19 protein-coding genes and 1 pseudogene are annotated in these 20592 nt (G+C 69.7%); 15 read left to right on the plus strand and 5 right to left on the minus strand.

The annotated features are described in order from the left end of the window. Positions 1-133: 133 nt before the first annotated feature. Positions 134-1867 carry a chaplin family protein gene (locus G5T42_RS05435; RefSeq protein WP_206535714.1) on the minus strand — a complete coding sequence of 578 codons (1734 nt, stop codon included), beginning with the start codon at positions 1865-1867 and terminating at the stop codon, positions 134-136. Positions 1868-1949: 82 nt separating this feature from the next. Then, positions 1950-2936, minus strand: a complete 987-nt coding sequence (locus G5T42_RS05440) for a hypothetical protein (RefSeq protein ID WP_165126518.1) — start codon at positions 2934-2936, stop codon at positions 1950-1952. Between the two features lie 551 nt (positions 2937-3487). Between G5T42_RS05440 and dnaB the strand changes: the two genes are divergently transcribed. The 4 genes and pseudogenes from dnaB to G5T42_RS05460 all read left to right on the plus strand — a co-directional run bounded on the left by dnaB (position 3488) and on the right by G5T42_RS05460 (position 7326). Continuing rightward, positions 3488-4855, plus strand: a complete 1368-nt coding sequence (gene dnaB / locus G5T42_RS05445) for a replicative DNA helicase (protein WP_165126521.1) — start codon at positions 3488-3490, stop codon at positions 4853-4855. Between the two features lie 263 nt (positions 4856-5118). Then, a pseudogene (locus tag G5T42_RS05450) lies at positions 5119-5727 on the plus strand (TerC family protein); the annotation flags it as partial. A 4-nt stretch (positions 5728-5731) separates the two neighbouring features. Continuing rightward, complete coding sequence (locus tag G5T42_RS05455) at positions 5732-6475, plus strand: SUMF1/EgtB/PvdO family nonheme iron enzyme (protein WP_165126524.1); 744 nt, start codon at positions 5732-5734, stop codon at positions 6473-6475. A 56-nt stretch (positions 6476-6531) separates the two neighbouring features. After that, entirely contained in the window at positions 6532-7326 is a 795-nt protein-coding gene (locus G5T42_RS05460; protein WP_165126527.1) for an alpha/beta hydrolase, read from the plus strand. 3 nt (positions 7327-7329) lie between these two features. Here G5T42_RS05460 and G5T42_RS05465 read toward each other — a convergent pair whose 3' ends face one another. Continuing rightward, positions 7330-7896, minus strand: a complete 567-nt coding sequence (locus G5T42_RS05465; RefSeq protein WP_165126530.1) for an NADPH-dependent FMN reductase — start codon at positions 7894-7896, stop codon at positions 7330-7332. Positions 7897-8086: 190 nt separating this feature from the next. Between G5T42_RS05465 and G5T42_RS05470 the strand changes: the two genes are divergently transcribed. From G5T42_RS05470 to G5T42_RS05510, 9 genes are all read left to right on the plus strand, one after another. Then, entirely contained in the window at positions 8087-8572 is a 486-nt protein-coding gene (locus G5T42_RS05470; protein ID WP_165126533.1) for a DUF2975 domain-containing protein, read from the plus strand. Then, a complete protein-coding gene (locus G5T42_RS05475) occupies positions 8572-8832 on the plus strand; it encodes a helix-turn-helix transcriptional regulator (RefSeq protein ID WP_165126536.1) in 261 nt (86 codons plus the stop codon). The genes G5T42_RS05470 and G5T42_RS05475 overlap by 1 nt, the downstream gene beginning before the upstream one ends. Before the next feature lie 201 nt (positions 8833-9033). Next, positions 9034-10251, plus strand: a complete 1218-nt coding sequence (locus tag G5T42_RS05480; RefSeq protein WP_165126539.1) for an epoxide hydrolase family protein — start codon at positions 9034-9036, stop codon at positions 10249-10251. Positions 10252-10324: 73 nt separating this feature from the next. Continuing rightward, a complete protein-coding gene (locus G5T42_RS05485) occupies positions 10325-11251 on the plus strand; it encodes a trypsin-like peptidase domain-containing protein (RefSeq protein WP_165126542.1) in 927 nt (308 codons plus the stop codon). A gap of 137 nt (positions 11252-11388) precedes the next feature. After that, positions 11389-11817 carry an SRPBCC domain-containing protein gene (locus G5T42_RS05490; protein WP_165126545.1) on the plus strand — a complete coding sequence of 143 codons (429 nt, stop codon included), beginning with the start codon at positions 11389-11391 and terminating at the stop codon, positions 11815-11817. Positions 11818-12027: 210 nt separating this feature from the next. Further along, complete coding sequence (locus tag G5T42_RS05495; protein WP_165126548.1) at positions 12028-13044, plus strand: cystathionine beta-synthase; 1017 nt, start codon at positions 12028-12030, stop codon at positions 13042-13044. Then, a complete protein-coding gene (locus G5T42_RS05500; protein WP_165126551.1) occupies positions 13041-14216 on the plus strand; it encodes a cystathionine gamma-synthase in 1176 nt (391 codons plus the stop codon). Before G5T42_RS05495 ends, G5T42_RS05500 begins: the two co-directional genes overlap by 4 nt. Before the next feature lie 47 nt (positions 14217-14263). Continuing rightward, entirely contained in the window at positions 14264-14953 is a 690-nt protein-coding gene (locus tag G5T42_RS05505) for an acyl-CoA synthetase (protein WP_165126554.1), read from the plus strand. After that, positions 14950-15291, plus strand: coding sequence for an amino acid transporter (locus G5T42_RS05510; protein WP_165126557.1), 342 nt, complete (start codon positions 14950-14952; stop codon positions 15289-15291). Before G5T42_RS05505 ends, G5T42_RS05510 begins: the two co-directional genes overlap by 4 nt. A gap of 36 nt (positions 15292-15327) precedes the next feature. Here G5T42_RS05510 and purB read toward each other — a convergent pair whose 3' ends face one another. Next, on the minus strand, positions 15328-16749 hold the full coding sequence (gene purB, locus G5T42_RS05515; RefSeq protein ID WP_165126560.1) for an adenylosuccinate lyase: 1422 nt from the start codon (positions 16747-16749) through the stop codon (positions 15328-15330). A 41-nt stretch (positions 16750-16790) separates the two neighbouring features. Next, positions 16791-17297, minus strand: a complete 507-nt coding sequence (locus G5T42_RS05520) for a low molecular weight protein-tyrosine-phosphatase (protein WP_165126563.1) — start codon at positions 17295-17297, stop codon at positions 16791-16793. A 166-nt stretch (positions 17298-17463) separates the two neighbouring features. Between G5T42_RS05520 and G5T42_RS05525 the strand changes: the two genes are divergently transcribed. Beyond that, positions 17464-20223: an ExeM/NucH family extracellular endonuclease gene (locus tag G5T42_RS05525; protein ID WP_165126566.1), complete on the plus strand. Its 2760-nt coding sequence runs from the start codon at positions 17464-17466 to the stop codon at positions 20221-20223. A 112-nt stretch (positions 20224-20335) separates the two neighbouring features. Next, the gene (locus G5T42_RS05530) at positions 20336-20590 is read left to right on the plus strand and encodes a hypothetical protein (protein WP_165126569.1); all 255 of its coding nucleotides are present in this window, start codon (positions 20336-20338) and stop codon (positions 20588-20590) included. Positions 20591-20592: the final 2 nt, after the last annotated feature.

The following is a 20592-nucleotide window of genomic DNA, read 5'->3' on the forward strand; positions in this document are numbered from 1 at the left end:
GGGCGGGGCCGTTTCGGATCGGCTCTGCCGGGAATGACGGATGCCGCGGACCGGACAAGTCCGCGGCATCCGCATTTCCGCGTCGCGCGGCGGGGGCGGATCGGGCCAGGCAAGCTCGGATCCGCCGCCCGGCTCACACGTTGCGGCGTCGCAGCATGAGCGACAGCACGCCGGCACCGGCCAGGACGAATCCCAGCAGGAGCCCTGCGAGCCCGCTCTCCCCCCCGGTTGCTGCGAGCGTCTGCGAACCCGTCGCAGCCGTCATGCCGACCATCGCGGCGTCGCCACCGGTCGGGTCAGCGCTCGGGCCGGTGGGGCCGGTCGGACCGGTCGGGTCCGTCGGGCCCGTGGGACCGCTCGGGTCCGTGGGATCGGTCGGGTCCGTGGGATCGGTCGGATCGGTCGGGTCGGTGGGATCGGTCGGATCGGTGGGATCCGTCGGGTCCACCGGACCGGCCGGCGGGCCCGCGACCGTGCTGTCACCGATGACGGAGATGGCGTTGCCGCCGATCGTGACAGGCAGGTTCAGCACGGGGACGATCTGGGTTCCGCCGAGGATTCCATCCTCGCCAGACGTCCACGGGGATCCGACGATGGGGGCCGTCGATCCAGTCGGTGCACTGGGAGATGCACCGGTCGTCGTGCTGTCTCCGATGACGGAGATCGCGTTCCCGCCGACCGTGATCGGCAGATTGAGCACCGGGACGATCTGGGTTCCGCCGAGGATCCCATCCTCGCCAGACGTCCAGGGGCTGCCCACGCTGGGGTTCGTGGTGCCCGTCGGTGCCGTTGCCGATCCGGTGGGGGCGGCCGAGGTGACGCTGTCGCCGACGCCCGAGACGGCGTTGCCGCCGACGGTGATGGGCGCGTTGACGACGGGGATCACCTGGGTGCCGCCGAGGATGCCGTCCTCACCGCTCGTCGAGGGGGAGCCGATGCTGGGGGCCGAGCCCATCATCCATCCTCCCGACGATCCGGTGGGGGCGGCGGACGTGTTGCTGTCGCCCAGGACCGAGACGGCGTTGCCGACGGCCGTGATGGGCGCGTTGATGACCGGGATCACCTGGGTGCCGCCGAGGATGCCGTCTTCGCCGGACGTCCACGGAGAGCCGATGCTCGGCGCCGAGGCGGCAGCAGGCGCCGCCGGCGACGCCGTCGTGCTGCTGTCTCCGATGCCGGAGATCGCGTTGCCGCCGAGGGTGATCGGCGCGTTCACGACGGGGAGGATCTGCGTTCCGCCCAGGATGCCGTCTTCGCCACTGGTCCACGCCGAGCCGGCGCCCGCGGTGGGCGTGCCCGCCGAGGGTGCGGCCGCGGCCGGGGCCGCAGTCGTCGTGCTGTCGCCGACGAGCGAGATCGCGTTGCCGGCGATCGTGACCGGGGCGTTCACCGACACGAGGGCCTGCGTGCCCGAGGCGATGCCGTCCTCGCCCGAGGTCGAAGGTGCGGCCACGGTGACGGGGGCGGGAGCCGGTGCGGCCGGAGCCGGCGCCGGTGCGGACGTCGAGTCGCCGACGCCGGAGACCGCGAGGCCCTGGACGGTGACGGGGACATTGACGTTGACGATGGCTTGCGTCCCCGAGGCGACGCCGTCTTCACCGCTCGTGGTGGCCGGGGCCGCTGCGGGAGCGGGGGCCGGGGCGGCGGCCGGCGCGGGCGCCGGGGCGGTCGTGCTGGAGTCGCCGATCACCGAGACGGCGTTGCCGCCCACCGTGACCGGAAGGTTGACGTCGATGATGGCCTGCGTCCCCGAAAGGATGCCGTCCTCACCGTTCGTCTCCGCCGCGTTGGCCGCGGCGGCGCCGAAGATCGTGATGCCTCCGGCGATGAGCGCTGCCCAGAGGGCGCGCGACATGAAGGTCTTCATTGGAATGCTCCTTGACTGGAGAGAGGATTGCGCGCGAGCGCGCGCGGATGGTCGTGTCGCCCAGAGGGCGACCGATCCTCACTCAGTCGGGAGCGACGTCGGTGTCGTACGTGGGCGCCGGGGGCGCGACGTCGTCATTCCATCCGCTTCGACGCATCCAGGCACGGTATGCGAAGAGCGGAGCGAATGCGGCGAGCGCGAGAGCGCCGGGGCCTGCACCGCCAGACCCCATGGGAGAGCTCCCGCCCGGCGCGCAGACGCCGAGAACGAGAGCCGAAGAGAGGATGCCGCCGACCTGCGCACCGGTCGACATGAGGCCGGCAGCAGCCGAGCTCGCGGACGCGATGGCGGTGAAAGCGGGAAGAGCGTGGGTATAGACGTCCCAGACGGCCGGAGCGGCCCACGTCGGGACGAGCGCGCCGGCAGCCGTGACACCGGCCAGAGCGGCTTGAGCGGACTGCTCGTGGGAGACGGACGGAGCGCCGAACGGCGGGATCACATCCGGCACGTTCACCAGCGGCGGACGGGTTCCGCCCAGGCCCGAAGCGGTGTCGTCGACGGTGGTCAGGACTCCGTGGACCGTGGTGTCGGCGGTGGCCGCGACATCCGTCAGCGCCTCGTCGAGACCGACCGCCTGGACGACCTGGCCGACGACCGGAACGGCGTTCACGACCTCGACGACCGGCTGGACGACACTGCCGACCACGCCGGTGCCGGTCACCTCTGCGACGGGCTGCACGACCGCCTGAACGGTGGTGGTCACGGTGCTGACGACCGGCTGGACGACCGGCTGCACCGGTGCAGGCGCGACCCGCGCGACCTGCTGAACCGTGGTGGTGACCGCCTGCGTCGTGCCCTGCACGACGTCGGTCACTCCGCCGACCGTGGTGCTGACGACGTCTGTCACGCCGCCCAGAAGACCCCCTCGATCGCTTCCGTCGTCAGCCCGCGCATCCGTCGAGCCGAAGCCCAGGAAGAGTGCGAGCAGGAGGTACGCGAACGAGACGGCGATGCCGATGGCGAGAAGCCTGATGACGGGCACCCGTGCGGGGTGTGCTGCAGCGTCCACGTTCACCTCCTTTTAGCGACGTCGATCGTCGGGCGGAATATTCGTTGCCGAATACCGCCTGAGGGTGCCTGGACCCCTGACCATACTCGCGCACTTCGTCCGTGTCCAGGGGTCTGCTTCGCTTTTCGGACACGCCGGCGCGTTGACGCATGCCGAACTGTGCACAACCGGGCCTAGCAGATGCAACCTTCAAGCCCGACTTCAAGCACATCTGGATCCACAGGCTGTGAAACGGAAAATCGCAGATCAACGTGTAGATAATCGGCGACCGGGTGAGTAATCCCAAGGGTTGTCCACAGAAGCTGTGCACAGGCTGTGCGGCGTTTCGCGCAGACTGTCCACACAGTTATCCACAGGTCATGTTGCGACGCCAAGTGGCCCTGCCTAGCGTGGTGTGCGGCCCGTGGGGTGCCCCGTGTCCGAAGGCGGATGTCGGAGGTAGGTGCTCTGCTTACGCGGGGACGGGACGGATGCTGGGGCTCGGTCCTGGTCCATGCCGCATGCCCACGCGCCGACACAGCAAGGCCCGACGCACACCTGGAGGACACCGTATGTCGATCGCCGACATCTCCGACGAGCGTCTCGGTGGACACCGCGAACCGGAGCGGACTCCTCCTCACGACCTGCTGGCCGAGCAGAGCGCACTCGGGGGCATGCTGCTCTCGAAGGATGCCGTGGCCGACGTGATCGAGACGCTCCGGGGTTCGGACTTCTACGTGCCCAAGCACGAGCTGATCTTCGAGGCGATCCTGACGCTCTACTCGCACGGAGAGCCGACCGATGTCGTCGCCGTGACCGACGAGCTGATCAAGAACGGCGAGCTGCAGCGGGCGGGCGGCGCCGACTACCTGCACAGCCTCACCTCGATCGTGCCGACGGCCGCCAACGCCGGCTACTACGCGTCCATCGTCAACGAGCGCGCACTCCTGCGCCGTCTCGTCGATGCCGGCACGCGCATCGTCCAGATGGGGTACTCGGGCCAGGGCGAGGCGCTCGACCTTGTGAACAACGCTCAGGCCGAGATCTACTCGGTGACCGGCGCCGAGGCCGCCGAGGACTACGTGCCGCTGACCATCGCGGTCGACGCCGCCGTCGACGAGATCGAGGCGGCCCGCGGTCGCGACGGTCAGATGACCGGCATCCCGACCGGCTTCGCGGGACTCGACCAGCTCACCAACGGGCTGCACGCCGGCCAGATGATCATCATCGCGGCGCGACCGGCGATGGGTAAGTCGACTCTTGCGCTCGACTTCGCGCGCGCCGCCGCGATCAAGGCCGACATGCCGACGATCTTCTTCTCTCTCGAGATGGGCCGCAGCGAGATCGCGATGCGCCTTCTCAGCGCCGAGGGATCCATCCCCCTGCAGGCGATGCGCAAGGGCACGCTCGACTCCCGGGACTGGACCACGATCGCCGCCACGCGCGGCCGCATCAACGACGCTCCCCTCTACATCGACGACAGCCCGAACATGACGCTCGTCGAGATCCGCGCCAAGTGCCGGCGGCTCAAGCAGCGCGCCGGTCTCAAGATGGTCGTCATCGACTACCTCCAGCTCATGACGAGCGGCAAGCGCGTCGAGTCGCGGCAGCAGGAGGTGTCCGAGTTCTCTCGGGCGCTCAAGCTCCTCGCGAAGGAGCTGCAGTGCCCGGTGATCGCCCTGTCGCAGCTGAACCGTGGTCCGGAGCAGCGAGCCGACAAGAAGCCCGCGCTCTCCGACCTCCGCGAGTCGGGGTCGATCGAGCAGGACGCCGACATGGTCGTGCTGCTGCACCGCGAGGCCGCCTACGAGAAGGACTCCCCGCGGGCGGGCGAGGCCGACCTCATCGTCGCCAAGCACCGCAACGGTCCGACCGACACGATCACGGTCGCCTTCCAAGGCCACTTCTCCCGCTTCGCCGACATGGCCGTGGGGATGTAGCAGCGCTCGCAGCTGCCGACGACGCCAGAAACGCGACCGGACCGACTGAGGGTCGAAGCTGACACCGCTCCGGCACGCGCACGCGGAGCCGTCTCGGGCACGTCTCAGGTGGGCCGCACTCCGCTCGCTTAGACTCGGGGCCCTCAGGGGGAGTACTCCACCACGATCGGCTCGTCACTACGGATGCCTGCGCGTCCCGGGCCATCGGTTCCCGGACCGGGAGCGGAAGAGACCTTGGCTGTGTATCTGTCACGCCGAGGATCGGAGCATCCCTGCTGTGGCTCGCCTATCGGCAGGCCTTCTCGCATGGCGAGTCGAATCCCGCCGACGGTCGCTTCATGGGCCTGGTGCGCCGCATCCTGCCCGTGAGCGATGAGTACAACGGCGACAAGCTCACCGTCCGCAAGGACGGACGTCGCTTCGTCACCCCGATGCTGCTCATCATCATCGCCATCGGCTTCGTGGACCTCCTCTTCGCCGTCGACTCGATTCCTGCGATCTACGGGCTGACGAACGAGGCGTACATCGTCTTCACCGCCAACGCGTTCGCCCTCATGGGTCTGCGGCAGCTGTACTTCCTCATCGGCGGCCTGCTCGAGCGCCTCGTGTATCTCGCGCAGGGACTCGCCGTCATCCTGGCGTTCATCGGCGTCAAGCTGGTGCTCCATGCGATGCACGTCAACGAGCTCGCCTTCATCAACGGCGGCGAGCCGATGATCTGGGCGCCCGAGATCCCGATCTGGTTCTCGCTCCTGTTCATCGCCGCCACGATCGCGGTGGCGACGATCGCGAGCCTCCGCAAGACGCGCGGCGACCGGCAGCGCGCCTCCGCGGCGAGCCGATCCGAGCCCCGGATGCCCCTGCAAGACTGAGAGCGTGAGGGATCTCGAGCTCGCGCGCATCCCGGCCGGGACCGTGACACTCCACGACGCGCGACGCAACGCGCGGTGGACAGTCGAGCTCGAGCCGTTCGAGATCGGCGTCTTCGCCGTGACGCAGGACCAGCTCGCCGAGCTGCTCGGGGAAGCGGCGTCCCATCCCCGTCGGCCGGCGACCGAGGTGAGCTGGCAGCGCGCGATCCGCTTCTGCAACGCGGCGTCGGAGTGGGAGGGCCTGGATCACGCGTACGCCTTCGACGGGGAGGTGATCACATGGGATGTCGAGGCCGACGGGTACCGACTGCCCACCGAGGCCGAGTGGGAGTACGCCTGCCGGGCCGGGTCCACCGGCCCGCACTACGGGCCGCTGCCCGAGGTCGCATGGACGGCTGCCGACGGCGTGGGCGCTCCGCAGAACGTCGGGGGCAAGCTGCCGAACCTCCACGGACTGTTCGACACCCTCGGCAACGTCTGGGAGTGGTGCTGGGACCTGCTCGACCCCGCACGCTACGACGACTACCGGGTCTTCCGCGGTGGCGGGTTCGCGGATGACGCGTGGAGCGTGCGCGCGTCGGTCCGGCGCGGTGGCTCACCGCGTCTCGCCCAGGACGATCTCGGGTTCCGCGTCGCCCGCGGCGCCTTCCCGACACCCCGGCGGGCGCAGGGCTGGTCGGAGGAGGCCGACCGCGAGCGGGCCGCCTACGACGGACCGCTTCCGCCCGGATGGACACCGCGACGGTGAGCCCGGGCCGCGCGCTCGTCGCGCAGCACGGTGGTGCGGGCGCGACAATGGGGCACATGACCCAGAGCGCCCTGCCGATGACCGCCGTGCCGGATCCGCAGTACGTGATGTCCGCGGAGGGTCACCGTATCGCGACGTACTCATGGGGCGACGAGGTGGCCGACACCGTGCTGGTCGTGCACGGGTTCGCGTCGAGCTGCCGCGACAACTGGGTCGACACGGGATGGGTGCGCGACCTCACGCGCGCCGGCTTCCGCGTGCTCGGAGTCGACCAGCGCGGGCACGGGCTCAGCGACAAGCCGCATGACCCGCACGACTACACGATGTCGGCGCTCGTGGGCGATCTGCTCCTGGTGCTCGACACCTATCTGCTCGACTCCGTGCACTACGCCGGGTACTCGCTCGGAGGCCGGGTGGGCTGGCAGCTGCTGGTCGACGCGCCGCACCGCGTGTCGCGCGCCGTCCTCGGCGGCATCCCCGACGGGCGGCCCCTCGCACGCGTGAAGATCGATCAGGCACGCGCATACGCCGAGCACGGGACCCCCGTCGAGGACCGGGTGACGCAGAACTACATCGCGCTGGCCGAGCGCGTGTCGAGCAACGACCTGGGTGTGCTCGTCGCGCTCGCCGAGGGCATGCGCCTGGGGGATGCCGATCCCGACCCGTCCCGACCGCCGCAGCAGCCGGTGCTCTTCGCGACCGGCTCCGAGGACGCGATCCTCGAGCGATCACGACGGCTCGCGTCGTCGGCGCCGCACGGCGTCTTCTTCGAGATACCCGGCCGGCACCACTTCAATGCGCCGGGGTCGCGTGCTTTCCGGCAGGAGGCGCTTGCCTTTCTGGGCGCGTGACGTCTACTGGCGGGGAAGCACCGTCAGCACGCGCTGGATGTGCTCGCGGAACTCCGCCATGAACCCCCGCAGGAAGTCCTGGGTGCTCTCGTTGCGCACCGTGCCGTCGTCGTCGTAATCGTCGGCGTTGAACTGCACGTAGGCCTCCGGCGCCGTCATCTGCCGCGCATTGCAGAAGCTCAGCACCGCACGCAGGCTCTGCTGCGCGAGCGCGGTTCCGAGCGACCCGACCGATGCCCCGATCACGGCGGCCGGGATGTGGTCGAACGAGTTGTGCCCGTACGGCCGGGATGCCCAGTCGATCGCGTTCTTCAGCGCGCCGGGGATCGACCGGTTGTACTCCGGGGTGACGAAGAGGACGGCATCCGACTCGCGGATGGCGTCCTTGAGAGCTCGCGCCTCCGCCGGGTAGTCCTGGTCGAAGTCGGGACTGTAAAGCGGAAGGTCACCGATGGCGATCTCCGTGAACTCGAGATCGTCGGGCGCCAGCTTGATCAGCGCCTTCGAAAGCTTGCGGTTGATGGACGTCGACGACAGGCTTCCGACGAAGTACCCGACGCGGTATGCCATGGTGGCTCCTTCCGGCAGTGGTGCTGGAAGACAGCATCACCCCGTGCCGCGCGCCCCGGCACCCCCTTGCGCATTGGGGGAACCGGTCTCCCCAGTTCTCGAGGTCGGTGTCGCGATCGATAACATTGCGAAATCGAACGAAAATCGATAGATTTCTCACGTATTGCACATCATTGATCAGGAGCACGCCATGGGACGAATTACCATCACGGCACTGCGCATCGTGATCGCGCTGTGTCTCATCGGCTCCCTCTTCGCCCAGACGGTCATCGTGCCGCTCTTCTGGGCCGACCTCGAGGGCGAAGCCCTTTGGGGCCGAATCGCGCTCGTCGTCATCATCGTGCTCGGCATCCTCACGATGCAGGTGAGCGCCGTGTGCGTCTGGATGCTGCTCAGCATGGTCCGCAAGGGCTCGGTGTTCTCGACGGCCGCGTTCCGCTACGTCGACGTCATCTTCGGCGCGGTGGTCACGGCATCCGTCCTCGCGTTCATCCTCGCCGCAGCGCTCGCACCGGGCGGAATCGCACCGGGGGTCGTCGGGCTGATCGCCGGGCTGGCGCTGGCGATCGCTGGGGTCGCCCTCGTCGTGCTCGTCCTCCGCATGCTCCTCGCGCAGGCCATCGCCCGCGATGTCGAGGTGGGGCGTCTGCGCTCCGAGCTCAACGAGGTGATCTGATGCCCATCGTCGTCGACATCGACGTGATGATGGCGCGCCGCAAGATGGCGGTCGGCACGCTTGCCGAGCGCGTCGGCATCTCGCCGGCGAATCTCGCGGTGCTCAAGAACGGACGGGCGAAGGCCGTGCGGTTCACGACTCTCGCGGCGCTCTGCGAGGCCCTCGACTGCCAGCCGGGAGACCTCCTGCGCTGGGAGGCGGACGAAGCGGCGACGGATGCCGCGGCCCCCGCGGCGGAGAAGAGCGCCGTGACCGACTGATCGGCGCACGAGGCTCGGTCGACGAGAGGCATCCGTCGTCGACGCGTCGTTCGCCCCGGCGATCCGATCGGTCATGCGCAGCTCCTCGTGGCCAGCCGTCGTGGCGATGCTACTCAGGCGCCCGCTCGACCTCCACGCGATCGCGCACCTGCGAGCCCCGGCTGCACCCGCGTGTCAGGGCCGACGGCTAGCGTGACTGCCATGACGGATGCCTCGTCCCCGACCACCGCGGGCCGGCTGGAGTACGGCGGGCCGGGCGCGGGCGCGATCGAGCCCTTCCGCAGCGAGACCTCGCGCGACGCGATCGCCGATCTGCGAGCGAGGCTCCGCGCGACGCGGTGGCCGGACGCACCCGAAGACGCGGGGTGGGCGTACGGCACCGACCCGGATTATCTGCGCGAACTGGTCGCGTACTGGGCCGACGGCTTCGACTGGGCGACACGGGAGGAACAGCTCAATCGCCTGCCGCGTTTCCGGGCGCGGGTCGGCGGTCTCGGCATCCACTTCCTCCATGCGCGGGCCGTGGCTCCGACGGCGCCGGTCGTCCCGCTCGTCTTGAGCCACGGGTGGCCCGACTCGTTCTGGCGGTATACCAAGGTCGTCTCGCTTCTCACCGATCCGGCGGCGCACGGCGGTGATCCCGCCGACGCGTTCGACGTCGTCGTGCCCGACATGCCGGGGTACGGGTACTCCGAGCGCCCGTCGGGTGCGCCGCTCGACGCGATCGCCGTCGCAGAGCTCTGGGCCGCACTCATGTCGACGCTCGGCTACGAGCGGTTCGGCGCGGCCGGCGGCGACATCGGCAGCCACGTCAGCCGCTACCTCGGGCTCGATCACCCCGACCGTCTTGTCGGCGTGCATCGCACCGACGCCGGGATCCCCGTGTACCCCGGCGATCCGTCCGACCTCACGCCCGAGGAACGCGAGTGGATGAAGGATGCCGCGGCCTGGGGCGCGACCGAGGGCGCCTACGCGGCGATGCACCGGACGAAACCGCAGACCGCGGCGGTGGGACTCAACGATTCGCCGGCGGCGCTCGCCGCTTGGATCGTCGAGAAGCTGCGGGCATGGAGCGACTGCGGCGGAGACGTCGAGAGCAGTTTCACCAGGGACGAGATCCTGACGAACATCTCGATCTACTGGTTCACCGAGACGATCGGATCGTCGATGCGCCTGTACAAGGCCAACGCGGCGATCCCGCCCGCGCAGCATGCGCGCCGGGTGGGGGTGCCATCGGGGTTCGCGCTGTACCCCGCCGACATCCTGCGACCGCCGCGTGCGTGGCTGGAACGGACGGCGAACGTCGTGCGCGTGATCGAGGCGCCGCGCGGCGGCCACTTCGCCGCCTTCGAAGAGCCCGAGCAGTACGTCGACGAGCTGCGCGCCTTCTTCCGCCCGTATCGCGCCGACCTTCCTTAAGGCCGTATGGCCGGGCCGTGCGCCCACCGCGAACAGCGACCTCCGCGTGGTCGGGCGGATCCAAGATGGCCTCGTGGACGACGACGGCTCGGTGCTCGACGCCTACTCCCGTGCGGTGACGGGGGTGGCGGCATCCGTCCTCCCTTCCGTCGCGGCCGTCTCGGTGCGCACTCCGCGGGGCTCGGGCGGCGGGAGCGCTTCTGTCATCTCCACCACCGGTCACCTGCTCACGAGCGCGCACGTCGTCGAGTCCGCCGATCGGGTCTCGGTCGCCTTCGCCGACGGCACCGATCTCTCCGCCGTCGTCGTGGGCAGCGACCCCCTGTCGGACCTCGCGGTTCTGCGCGCGGACGGGACGACACCTCCGCCTGTGCCGTGGGGCGATGCGTCGGCGCTGAAGGTCGGACAGCTCGTCGTCGCGCTCGGCAATCCCCTGGGGCTCGCCGGGAGCGTGACGGCCGGCATCGTGTCGGCGCTCGGGCGCTCGCTGCCGACCCGTGCGGGTCGAGTGATCGACGAAGTCATCCAGACGGATGCCGCGCTCAACCCGGGAAACAGCGGCGGGGTCCTCGCCGACAGCCGAGGGCGCATGGTCGGCGTCAACACGGCGGTCGCCGGGATCGGACTCGGGCTCGCCGTGCCGATCAACCCGACGACCCGCGACATCATCGACTCGCTCCTGCGGAAGGGCCGGGTACGGCGGGCCTGGCTCGGCGTCGCGGGTGCCCAGGTGCCGCTCGCCCCGCCCATCGCGGCCAAGGTCGGGTCGCAGAAGGGCATGCAGGTCTCGTCCGTCGTCGAAGGCAGCCCCGCCGACCACGCCGGCGCACGGCGCGGCGACATCGTGATCGCGCTCGACGGTCAGCCGATCACGACGGTGACGGGAGTCCAGCGCCAGATGGTCGAGCACGCGATCGGGCGGCGGATGGAGATGACCCTCTGGCGCAACGGCGCCTTGGTCGACGTCGTCGTCGAGCCGGAGGAACTGCGGATGCCTTGACCCGAGTCGACCCCGCCGTTTCACGTGACACATCGCCCCGACTCCCCCGGTGCCGGCTCGACGCGCGCGACCCTCGCGCCTCGGCGTCGATGGAGCCGCGCATTGACCCGGCCGCGTGCCTCCTATAGAAGAGGACGATGGCGAGCCTCACGATCGACCGCGACTTCGACGCCGACCCCGCACGGGTCTGGCGCGCACTCACCGAAGCGAGCGAGCTGCAGAGGTGGTTCTGGCCGCCTCGCCTGTCGCCGTCGATCGAGACGGACCCGCGACTCGGCGGCAGCTACCGGATCGCATCCGACGCCGCGCAGATGGGCGTCACAGGCGAGTACCGCGTGTTCGATCCGCCGAGCGCCTTGTCGTACTCGTGGCGTTGGGACGGCGAGGACGAGGTGACCTTCGTCACGATCCAGCTCTCCCCCGACGGGGACGGGACGCACCTTCGGCTCACGCATGACGGCTTCAGGACGAGTGAAGGGCGGGACGAGAATGCGAAGGGGTGGCAGGACTGCCTCGAACGCCTGCCCTCGTTTCTGGAGTCGCCTGGGCCACGCGACGAGAAATGAGAAGCCGCGGCCGCAACGCCCGTCCCATCGACGCTCTCAGACGGGTGCCGTACCGTGGATGTTACGTAACACAGCTCGCCGTCGCGCCTCGCGCGCGTACGCTTTGCTCGTGCTGACCTGTCGCTGTTGTCGCTGAGTGCTTCGCACTGCTCACCGACCCCGACAGCTCCCGCGCGACCTGAAGCGCGGCCTCACACCTAGGACATACCCGTGCGATACGCGCAGAGCGTCGCCGACCTCGTCGGCAACACCCCCCTCGTCCGCCTCAACCGCATCACGGCCGGCATCGGCGCGACCGTGCTCGCGAAGGTGGAGTACTTCAACCCCGGCGGATCCGCAAAAGACCGCATCGCCGCGAACATCATCGACGCGGCCGAGCGCGAAGGGCTGCTGAAGCCCGGCGGCACGATCGTCGAGCCGACGAGCGGCAACACCGGCGTCGGTCTGGCGCTCATCGCTCAGCAGCGGGGGTACCGCTGCGTCTTCGTCGTGCCAGACAAGGTCGCCGAAGACAAGCGCGCCGTGCTGCGGGCATACGGCGCAGAGGTCGTGGTCACCCCGACCGCCGTCGAGCCCGACGACCCGCGCTCGTACTATTCGGTCTCGGATCGCCTCGTTCGCGAGATCCCCGGTGCGTACAAGCCGAACCAGTACGCCAACCAGAACGGCCCGCGGAGCCACTACGAGACGACGGGTCCCGAGATCTGGCGCGACACCGACGGGCGCGTGACCCATTTCGTCGCCGGCGTCGGCACGGGCGGCACCATCACAGGCACGGGACGCTTCCTCAAGGAGGCGTCGGCCGGCGAGGTCCGGATCGTCGGGGTCGACCCGGTCGGCTCGATCTACTCCGGCGGGCCCGTGCACGGGTACGACGTCGAGGGTGTCGGCGAGGACTTCTGGCCGGCCGCGTACGATCCGACCATCGTCGACGAGATCCACCGCGTGAGTGATGCTGAGTCGTTCGCGATGACCCGGCGGCTGGCGCAGGAGGAGGGACTGCTCGTCGGCGGATCGAGCGGCATGGCCGTCGTCGGCGCGCTGCGCGCCGCGCGCGACCTCCCCGAGGATGCCGTCATGGTCGTGCTGCTCCCCGACCACGGTCGCGGGTATCTGAGCAAGGTCTTCGACGACGACTGGATGACTTCGCACGGCTACAGCCTCGACACCCACATAGACGCGATGACCGAGGCTGCGGCCGACCCGAGCGCAAGGAGCAATGCGTGAGCGACCCGACCAACGAGTCCCCCGCGCCGGCGCGCGGATTCGACAGTCTCGCGGTGCACGCGGGTCAGGCCTACGATCCCACGACGGGTGCCGTCATCCCTCCGGTCCATTTCTCGACCACATATGCACAGGACGGCATAGGGGGTCTCCGCGGCGGGTATGAATACGGCCGAAGCGGCAATCCGACGCGGACGGCGCTCGAGAAGCAGCTCGCCGCGATCGAGGGCGGCACGCGCGCGTTCTCGTTCGCCTCCGGGCTCGCCGCTGAGGATGCGCTCCTGCGCGCCGTCCTCAAGCCGGGTGACGACGTGCTCCTGGGAAGCGATGTCTACGGCGGCACGTACCGCCTGCTCGCGAAGATCCTCGGACCCTGGGGCGTCGGCCTGCGAGTGGTCGACATGAGCGATCTCGATGCCGTCGCCGCGCGACTCGGCGAGGGCCACGCGCCGATCCTCTGGGTCGAGACGCCCAGCAATCCGCTCCTCAAGATCACCGACATCGCGGGCCTCGCGCGGGTCGGCCACGAGGCGGGATCGCTCGTGGTCGTCGACAACACGTTCGCGTCGCCCGCCCTGCAGCGGCCCCTCGACCTCGGCGCCGACGTCGTCGTGCACTCCGCCACGAAGTACCTCGGCGGCCACTCCGACGTCGTCGGCGGCGCGCTGGTACTGAAGGACGACGCCCTCGCCGACAAGGTGAAGTTCCTCCAGTTCGCGGTGGGCGCCGTCTCCGGACCCCTCGACGCGTTCCTCACGACGCGAGGCATCAAGACGCTCGGACTCCGGATGCAGCGGCACAGTGAGAACGCGGCATCCGTCGCTTCATTCCTCAACGGGCATGGAAGAGTCGCGAAGGTCTACTACCCCGGTCTCCCGGAGCACCCGGGACACGAGATCGCGGCGCGTCAGATGAAGGCGTTCGGCGGGATCGTGTCACTGGCACTCGCCGACGGGCCGACCGCGCGCAGGTTCGCCGAGTCGACCCGTATCTTCCAGCTGGCCGAATCGCTCGGCGGAGTGGAGTCTCTCGTGAACTACCCCCACGAGATGACGCACGCATCGGTCCGCGGTACGGAGCTCGCGGTGCCGGACGAGGTCGTGCGCCTGTCCGTCGGCATCGAGAGCGTCGACGACCTCATCGACGACCTCGAGCGGGCGCTGGGGTCGCTCTAGGCGGGACGTAGACTGGAGGCATCCCTTCCGCTTTTCCCAGGTCAGTCGTGTCAACATCCCCTGCCCCGCGCACCTTCGAGGTGCGGCACGTGCAGCTCGCGCGCGCCGTCTTCGCGGCGCTGGCGGCCGTGATGATCACGTTCTCGCCCGACCACTCCGCCGCCGTCGGCATGTCGGTCTTCAGCGGCTGGGCCATCGCGACCTCGATCGTGTTCTTCGTCTCGATCTGGCTCGTCTACCCGTCGGGGCAGCGGTGGCCGTCGGTGCTGCTCGGCATCGTGACCGTCATCGCCGGCATGGCCGGTGGCGTGACGGCGTGGCGGACGACCCTCGTCTTCTTCATCGCGGTGATCGCGTGGGCGCTCCTCGCCGGAACGATCGAGACGGTGGCCGGGGCTCGCGCACGCCGCGCGCTCCGCGACTCCGCCGATGCCCAGGCGCGGGGCGAGGCCCGCGACGCGCTCACGATCGGCATCATCACGATCGTGCTGGGGCTCGGACTGCTGTTCGTGCCCACCCAGTACGCGCTGAACTACTACATCGAAGACGCCGGTCGCTCGTTCACCCTCACGGGCATCACGATCGGCGTCGGCATCTTCGGCGGCTATGCCGCGATCATCGCGGTATATCTCGCGATCGCCGGCTTCTCGCCGCGCAGGGCCTCCGTCGCCGAGGACGGTGCACCGGCGCCCGTCGAGAACGCGCCGACCGCATCCGACCAGGGAGGTGCCGCGTGAGTGCCGACAAGCCGACTCGTCGCGATCTGATGAAGCCCGTGCAGCTGTTGGGTCTCGCCTTCGGCGCAGCCCTCTTCACGGGCATCGTGACCCTCGTCTCGATGGGGTTCTTCCAGCAGAAGCCGGGCGACGAGCTCCAGCGGGCCCTCGTGGTCGCCGCGATCGCTGCGGGCGTCGCCTTCATCGCCGTCCTGCTGATCGTGTCGCTGCTGCTGCTGGCCGTCGACCCCGCGCAGGTGCAGAAGACGGTCGACCGCCCGGTGCTCCTTCCTGAGGACGAGCAGCACGACGGCGACGGACGACCGGATGCCGCGGCATCCGGTGACGACAAGCGCTGACGCCGCTCTGATCGCGCCCGCGGACGGGCCTCGAGGTCAGTCCTCGTCGTGCCCGTCGTGGCGCGCCTCGTCGAGAACGTCGACCAGCTCGGACGCGATGCCGGTGTAGGTGGCCGGGGTCAGCGCAAGGAGGCGGTCCTTCGCCTCGTCGCCGATGTCGAGCCCGCGGATGAACTCGGCCAGGTCGGAGGCGCCGACCCGTCGGCCCCGGGTGAGCTCCTTGAGGAGGGCGTAGGGGTCGGTGATCTGCGAGCGGCCCTCGACGACCTCGGCTCGCACCGCGGTCTGGATCGCCTCGCCGAGCACCTCCCAGTTGCCGTCGAGGTCGGCGAGCAGCACATCCTCGGCGAGGGAGATCTCTCGAAGCCCGCGCTCGAGGTTGTCGAGAGCGAGGAGCGAGTGCCCGAGGGCGACGCCGATGTTGCGCTGCGTGGTCGAGTCCGTGAGGTCGCGCTGCAGCCGCGACGTCACGAGCGTCTGGGCAAGTGTCGACAGCAGCCCGCCCGAGATCTCGAGGTTTGCCTCGGCGTTCTCGAAGCGGATCGGGTTGATCTTGTGGGGCATCGTCGACGAGCCCGTCGCGCCGGCGACCGGGATCTGGGTGAAGTAGCCGATCGAGATATAGGTCCAGACGTCGGTCGCCAGATTGTGCAGGATGCCCCCAGCATGGCGGATGCGGTCGTAGAGCTCGACCTGCCAGTCGTGGGACTCGATCTGGGTCGTCAGGGGGTTGAAGCCGAGGCCGAGAGATTCGATGAACTCCTCCGACACGATGGGCCACGCGACATCCGGCTCCGCCGCGAGGTGCGCCGACCACGTGCCCGTCGCACCCGAGAACTTCGCGAGGAAATCGGATGCCTCGACCTGCGCCGCGACGCGCTCGAGGCGCCACGCGAACACCGCGAGCTCCTTGCCCATTGTCGTGGGGGTGGCCGGCTGCCCATGCGTGCGCGACAGCATCGCGGCATCCCGATGCTGAATCGCGAGAGCACGGAGCGCGGCGATGACGGTACGGAGCTTGGGAAGCCAGACGTCTTCGACGGCACGCTTGACCGTCAGGGCGTAGGCGGCGGAGTTGATGTCCTCACTCGTGCACGCGAAGTGGGTCAGCTCGGCGATGGCCTCGAGGCCGAGCTGCGCGAGCCGGTCCCGCACGAGGTACTCGACCGCCTTGACGTCGTGGCGGGTCACCGCCTCCCGCTCGGCGAGCCACTGGATCTCGTCTTGGCCGAAGTCGAGGTAGAGCACGCGAAGCCGGTCCTTCTCGGTCTCGCCGAGCGGGGACGTGCCGAACAGGGAGCGGTCCGTCAGCGCGATGAGCCACTCGACCTCCACCTCGACGCGGGCGCGGTTGAGGCCGGCTTCCGAGAGGTAGTCGCCCAGTTCCGCGACGGCGGCGCGGTAGCGGCCGTCGAGAGGGCTGAGGGGCTGGATGCCGAGGGCGGAAGAAGAGGACACGGAACTCCCGTCAGAAGCGCTGCGCGCGGGGCCGCGCCGTGTCACACGGCGGGCCGGATCGCGGGTTCGAGCTGCCGGAAGAGCGCCCGGCTCGCGTTCTCGATCATACCGAGCACCTCGTCGAACATTCCGGGGCCCGCGTAGTAGGGGTCGGGAACGTCGAGCGTCGGAGCCGACGCGTCGAATGACATGAGCAGAGCGATCTTGTCCGTGTCGGCCTCGGTGCGCGCCCAGCCGCGCAGGATCCGCTCGTGGCTGCGGTCGAGAGCGACCACGAGGTCGTTGTGCTGGAAGTCGGACAGAGTGAACTGGCGGGCGCGGTGGTGCGCCCCGTCGTACCCCCGGCGCTCGAGCGCCTCGATCGTGCGCTGGTCGGCGCGCTCGCCGACATGCCAGTCGCCCGTGCCGGCGCTGGTCGACCCCACCCGGTCTCGCAGGCCCGCGGCATCCGCGAATCCGCGGAAGACGACGTCGGCCATGACGGACCGGCAGATGTTCCCCGTGCATACGAAGACGACGCGGAAGGGCTCCACGGCGCTCGCGGTCATGGCCTCCATTCTCTTCCTTCCGGCGCGCGGGGCAACTGCCGGTTGTCCTTCGCCTTTCGTTCACGGCCACGCCACTGCGGCATCTTCCTTTGTGGGCGGGGGTTGCCTAGGTTTGTGCCGGGAGGCTCACGAAGCCTCCTTTCCATGTGCTCGATGAGGAGGCCCTGTGCATCGCTCCGTCCGTCCGCTCACCTTCGTCGTCGCCGGGGCTCTCGCCTTCGGCGCGCTGGCGGCAGCGCCACCCGCATCGGCCGCCGCTCCGGTCGTCATCAACGAGTTCTCAGCCAGCACGGCCGGCACCGACGTCGAGTACGTCGAGCTCCTCACGGCACCGGGGACGGATCTCTCCGGCTATCGCGTCCTCGAGATCGAGGGCGACGCCCCCACCTTCGGGGTCGTCGACGGGGTGTTCGCGCCCGGAGCGCCGGACGCGTCCGGGCGGGTCCTTCTGAGCCTGCCGGCCAACGAGCTGGAGAACGGCACGCTGAGCCTGCTGCTCGTCACCGGCACGATTCCCGCGGCGAACGCCGACATCGACGCGAACGACGACGGGGTGATCGACGCGGCCGGCCTCACGGTGGTCGACGCGGTCGCCGTGAACGACGGCGGCGCCAGTGATCGCACCTACGGCGGCGTGACCCTCGGCGTGGCGTACGACGGACAGGCGTTCGCGCCCGGCGGCGCTTCTCGGATCCCGGACGGCACCGACACCGACGCGCCGGCCGACTGGGTGCGCAACGACTTCGACCTGGCAGGCATCCCGGGCTTCTCCGGGACCCCCGTCTTCGGCGAGGCCGTCAACACCCCCGGTGCCCTGAACGCGACCGTTCCCAAGCCGGAGACCCCGGTGGGGCAGGCCGACTGCACGGCGACGAGTGCCACCATCGGCTCCGTCCAGGGCTCGGGCACCGCGTCGCCCGTGAGCGGATCGGTCGTGCGCATCCAGGGAACGGTGATCGCCGACTTCCAGACGACCGACCTCGACGGGTTCTACCTGCAGGACGCGGGCGACGGCGATCCGGCCACCTCCGACGGCATCTTCGTCTTCCAGCAGGACGCCGACAACAACCCGGGCAACGGCGACGGGATCATCGACGTTCACGTCGGCGACGTCGTCAACGTGGCGGGCTCCGTCTCGGAGTTCCAGAGCCTCACCGAGGTCTCGGCGGCCGACACGGAGGTCTGCGCGACCGGCGCGGCACTCCCGCAGCCGACGACCCTCGCCCTCCCGCTGAGCGACCCGGCGCGCGAAGCCGTCGAAGGCATGTACGTGACGTTCGCTCAGCCGCTGACGATCGCCGAGTACTTCGAGTTCGGGCGCTTCAACACCGTCACGGTCTCACTCGGACGTCAGTTCCAGCCGACCGCCACCGTGGAGCCCGGCCCCGACGCGCAGGCGGCCCTCGCCGAGAACATCGCGGAGCAGATCATCATCGACGATGCGCGCGCGCGTCAGAATCCCGATCCGCTGCTGCACCCGGACGGGCAGCCGTTCACGCTGAACCACCTCTTCCGCGGCGGCGACGTCCTGACCGGCGTGACGGGTGTCCTCGATCAGCGCGTGCGCACGGGAGACAGCCCTCAGGTCTCGTCCTACGGGATCCAGCCGACGCAGCCCGCCGGCTATCGCGTCGAGAACCCCCGGCCCGCCGTGCCGGAGGTCGGCGGCGACCTCAAGGTCTCGAGCTTCAACGTCCTGAACTACTTCACGACGCTCGACGACCCGACGACCGACGAGGACGACGACATCGCCCGGGGCGCCAACAGCCCCCTCGAGTTCGAGCGGCAGCAGGCGAAGATCGTCGCGGCCCTCGCGGCGATCGACGCGGACGTCTTCGGTCTCATGGAGATCGAGAACAACGCCGGCTCGCAGACCGCGGCCCTGCCGGCTCTCACGCGAGCGCTCAACGCCTACCTCGGTGCCGATGTCTACTCGTACGTCGACACCGGCGAGCCGATCGGCACCGACGTGATCGCGACCGCGTTCATGTACAAGAAGGCGACCGTCGAGCCGGTGGGCGACCCGGCGTGGGAGATCAAGGACCCGCGCTGGGCCGCGAACCGCAACCGCCCGCCGCTGACGCAGACCTTCCAGCCGGTGGCCGGGGGTCAGCCGATCACGATCAGCGTCAACCACCTGAAGTCCAAGGGCTCCGGCTGCGGCGCGGCCGATCCCGACACGGGCGACGGCCAGGGCAACTGCGCGCTGACCCGCGAGAACGCGGCGAAGGCACTCGTGGACTGGCTCGCGAGCGACCCGACCGGTCAGGGCACCGGCGATCGGACGCTCATCATCGGCGACCTCAACTCCTATGACAAGGAGAACTCGATCGACGCGATCCGTGCCGCCGGGTACACCGATCTGCTCTTCCGCTTCCAAGGGGAGTACGCGTACTCGTACGTCTTCGACGGCCAGCTCGGCTACCTCGACCACGCGCTCGCCGGCCCCGGGCTGGTAGGCGATGTCACCGGGGCGTCGACCTGGTCGATCAACGCGGATGAGCCCCAGGTTCTCGACTACAACACCGAGTTCAAGCCGGCGAGCCAGGTGACGGGGCTGTTCGCACCCGATCCGTACCGCTCGAGCGACCACGATCCGGTGCTCGTGGGCATCGACGTGGACACGACGCCGCCGACCCTCACGGTCACCCCGTCGGTCGAGCGGATCATGCCGCCCGACAACAAGCAGCGCGAGGTCACGATCCAGGTCGCCGTCGAGGACGAGAGCGACGTCACCGTCGAGCTCGTGTCGGCCGAGGCATCCGGATCCAAGAAGGCGGCCGTCACCACGCTCGACGACACGACGTTCCGCGTCGTGGCGGCGAACAAGGCCGTCTACACCTTCACCTACAAGGCGACGGATGCCGCGGGCAACACCACGACGGCGACCGCCACCGTGGTCGTGGGCCCGGTGACACAGCCCTGATCGGTGGAGGACGGGTGTGCCCCGTCCTCCACAGCTCGACACGCGCGGCGCGTTCTCCCGATGGTGCGGGAGGGCGCGCCGCGCTGCTGTGCCCGACGGCGATGCTCGGTGGGTGAATGCGATCTGGACGACGACAGCGACCGGCTCGGGGCTCCTCCCCGAGGCCCGACACCGGCTCTCCGCCGTGATGGGGGCGCTCGGCGGGCTGCAGGCCGAGACGGCTTGGGAATGCCGGGCAGCGGAGGAGTACCGCGCCGCGCTCGAGCGGCTGATCGGCCACGTGCGCGAGCTCTGCGAGGTCAGTCGCGACGTCGAGTGCGACCTGCGGTCCGCATGGCACCGGGCCGCGTCAGCGGGGGCGTGGTGACG

The sequence above is a fragment of the Microbacterium sp. 4R-513 genome, from assembly GCF_011046485.1.
Taxonomy (GTDB): Bacteria; Actinomycetota; Actinomycetes; order Actinomycetales; family Microbacteriaceae; genus Microbacterium.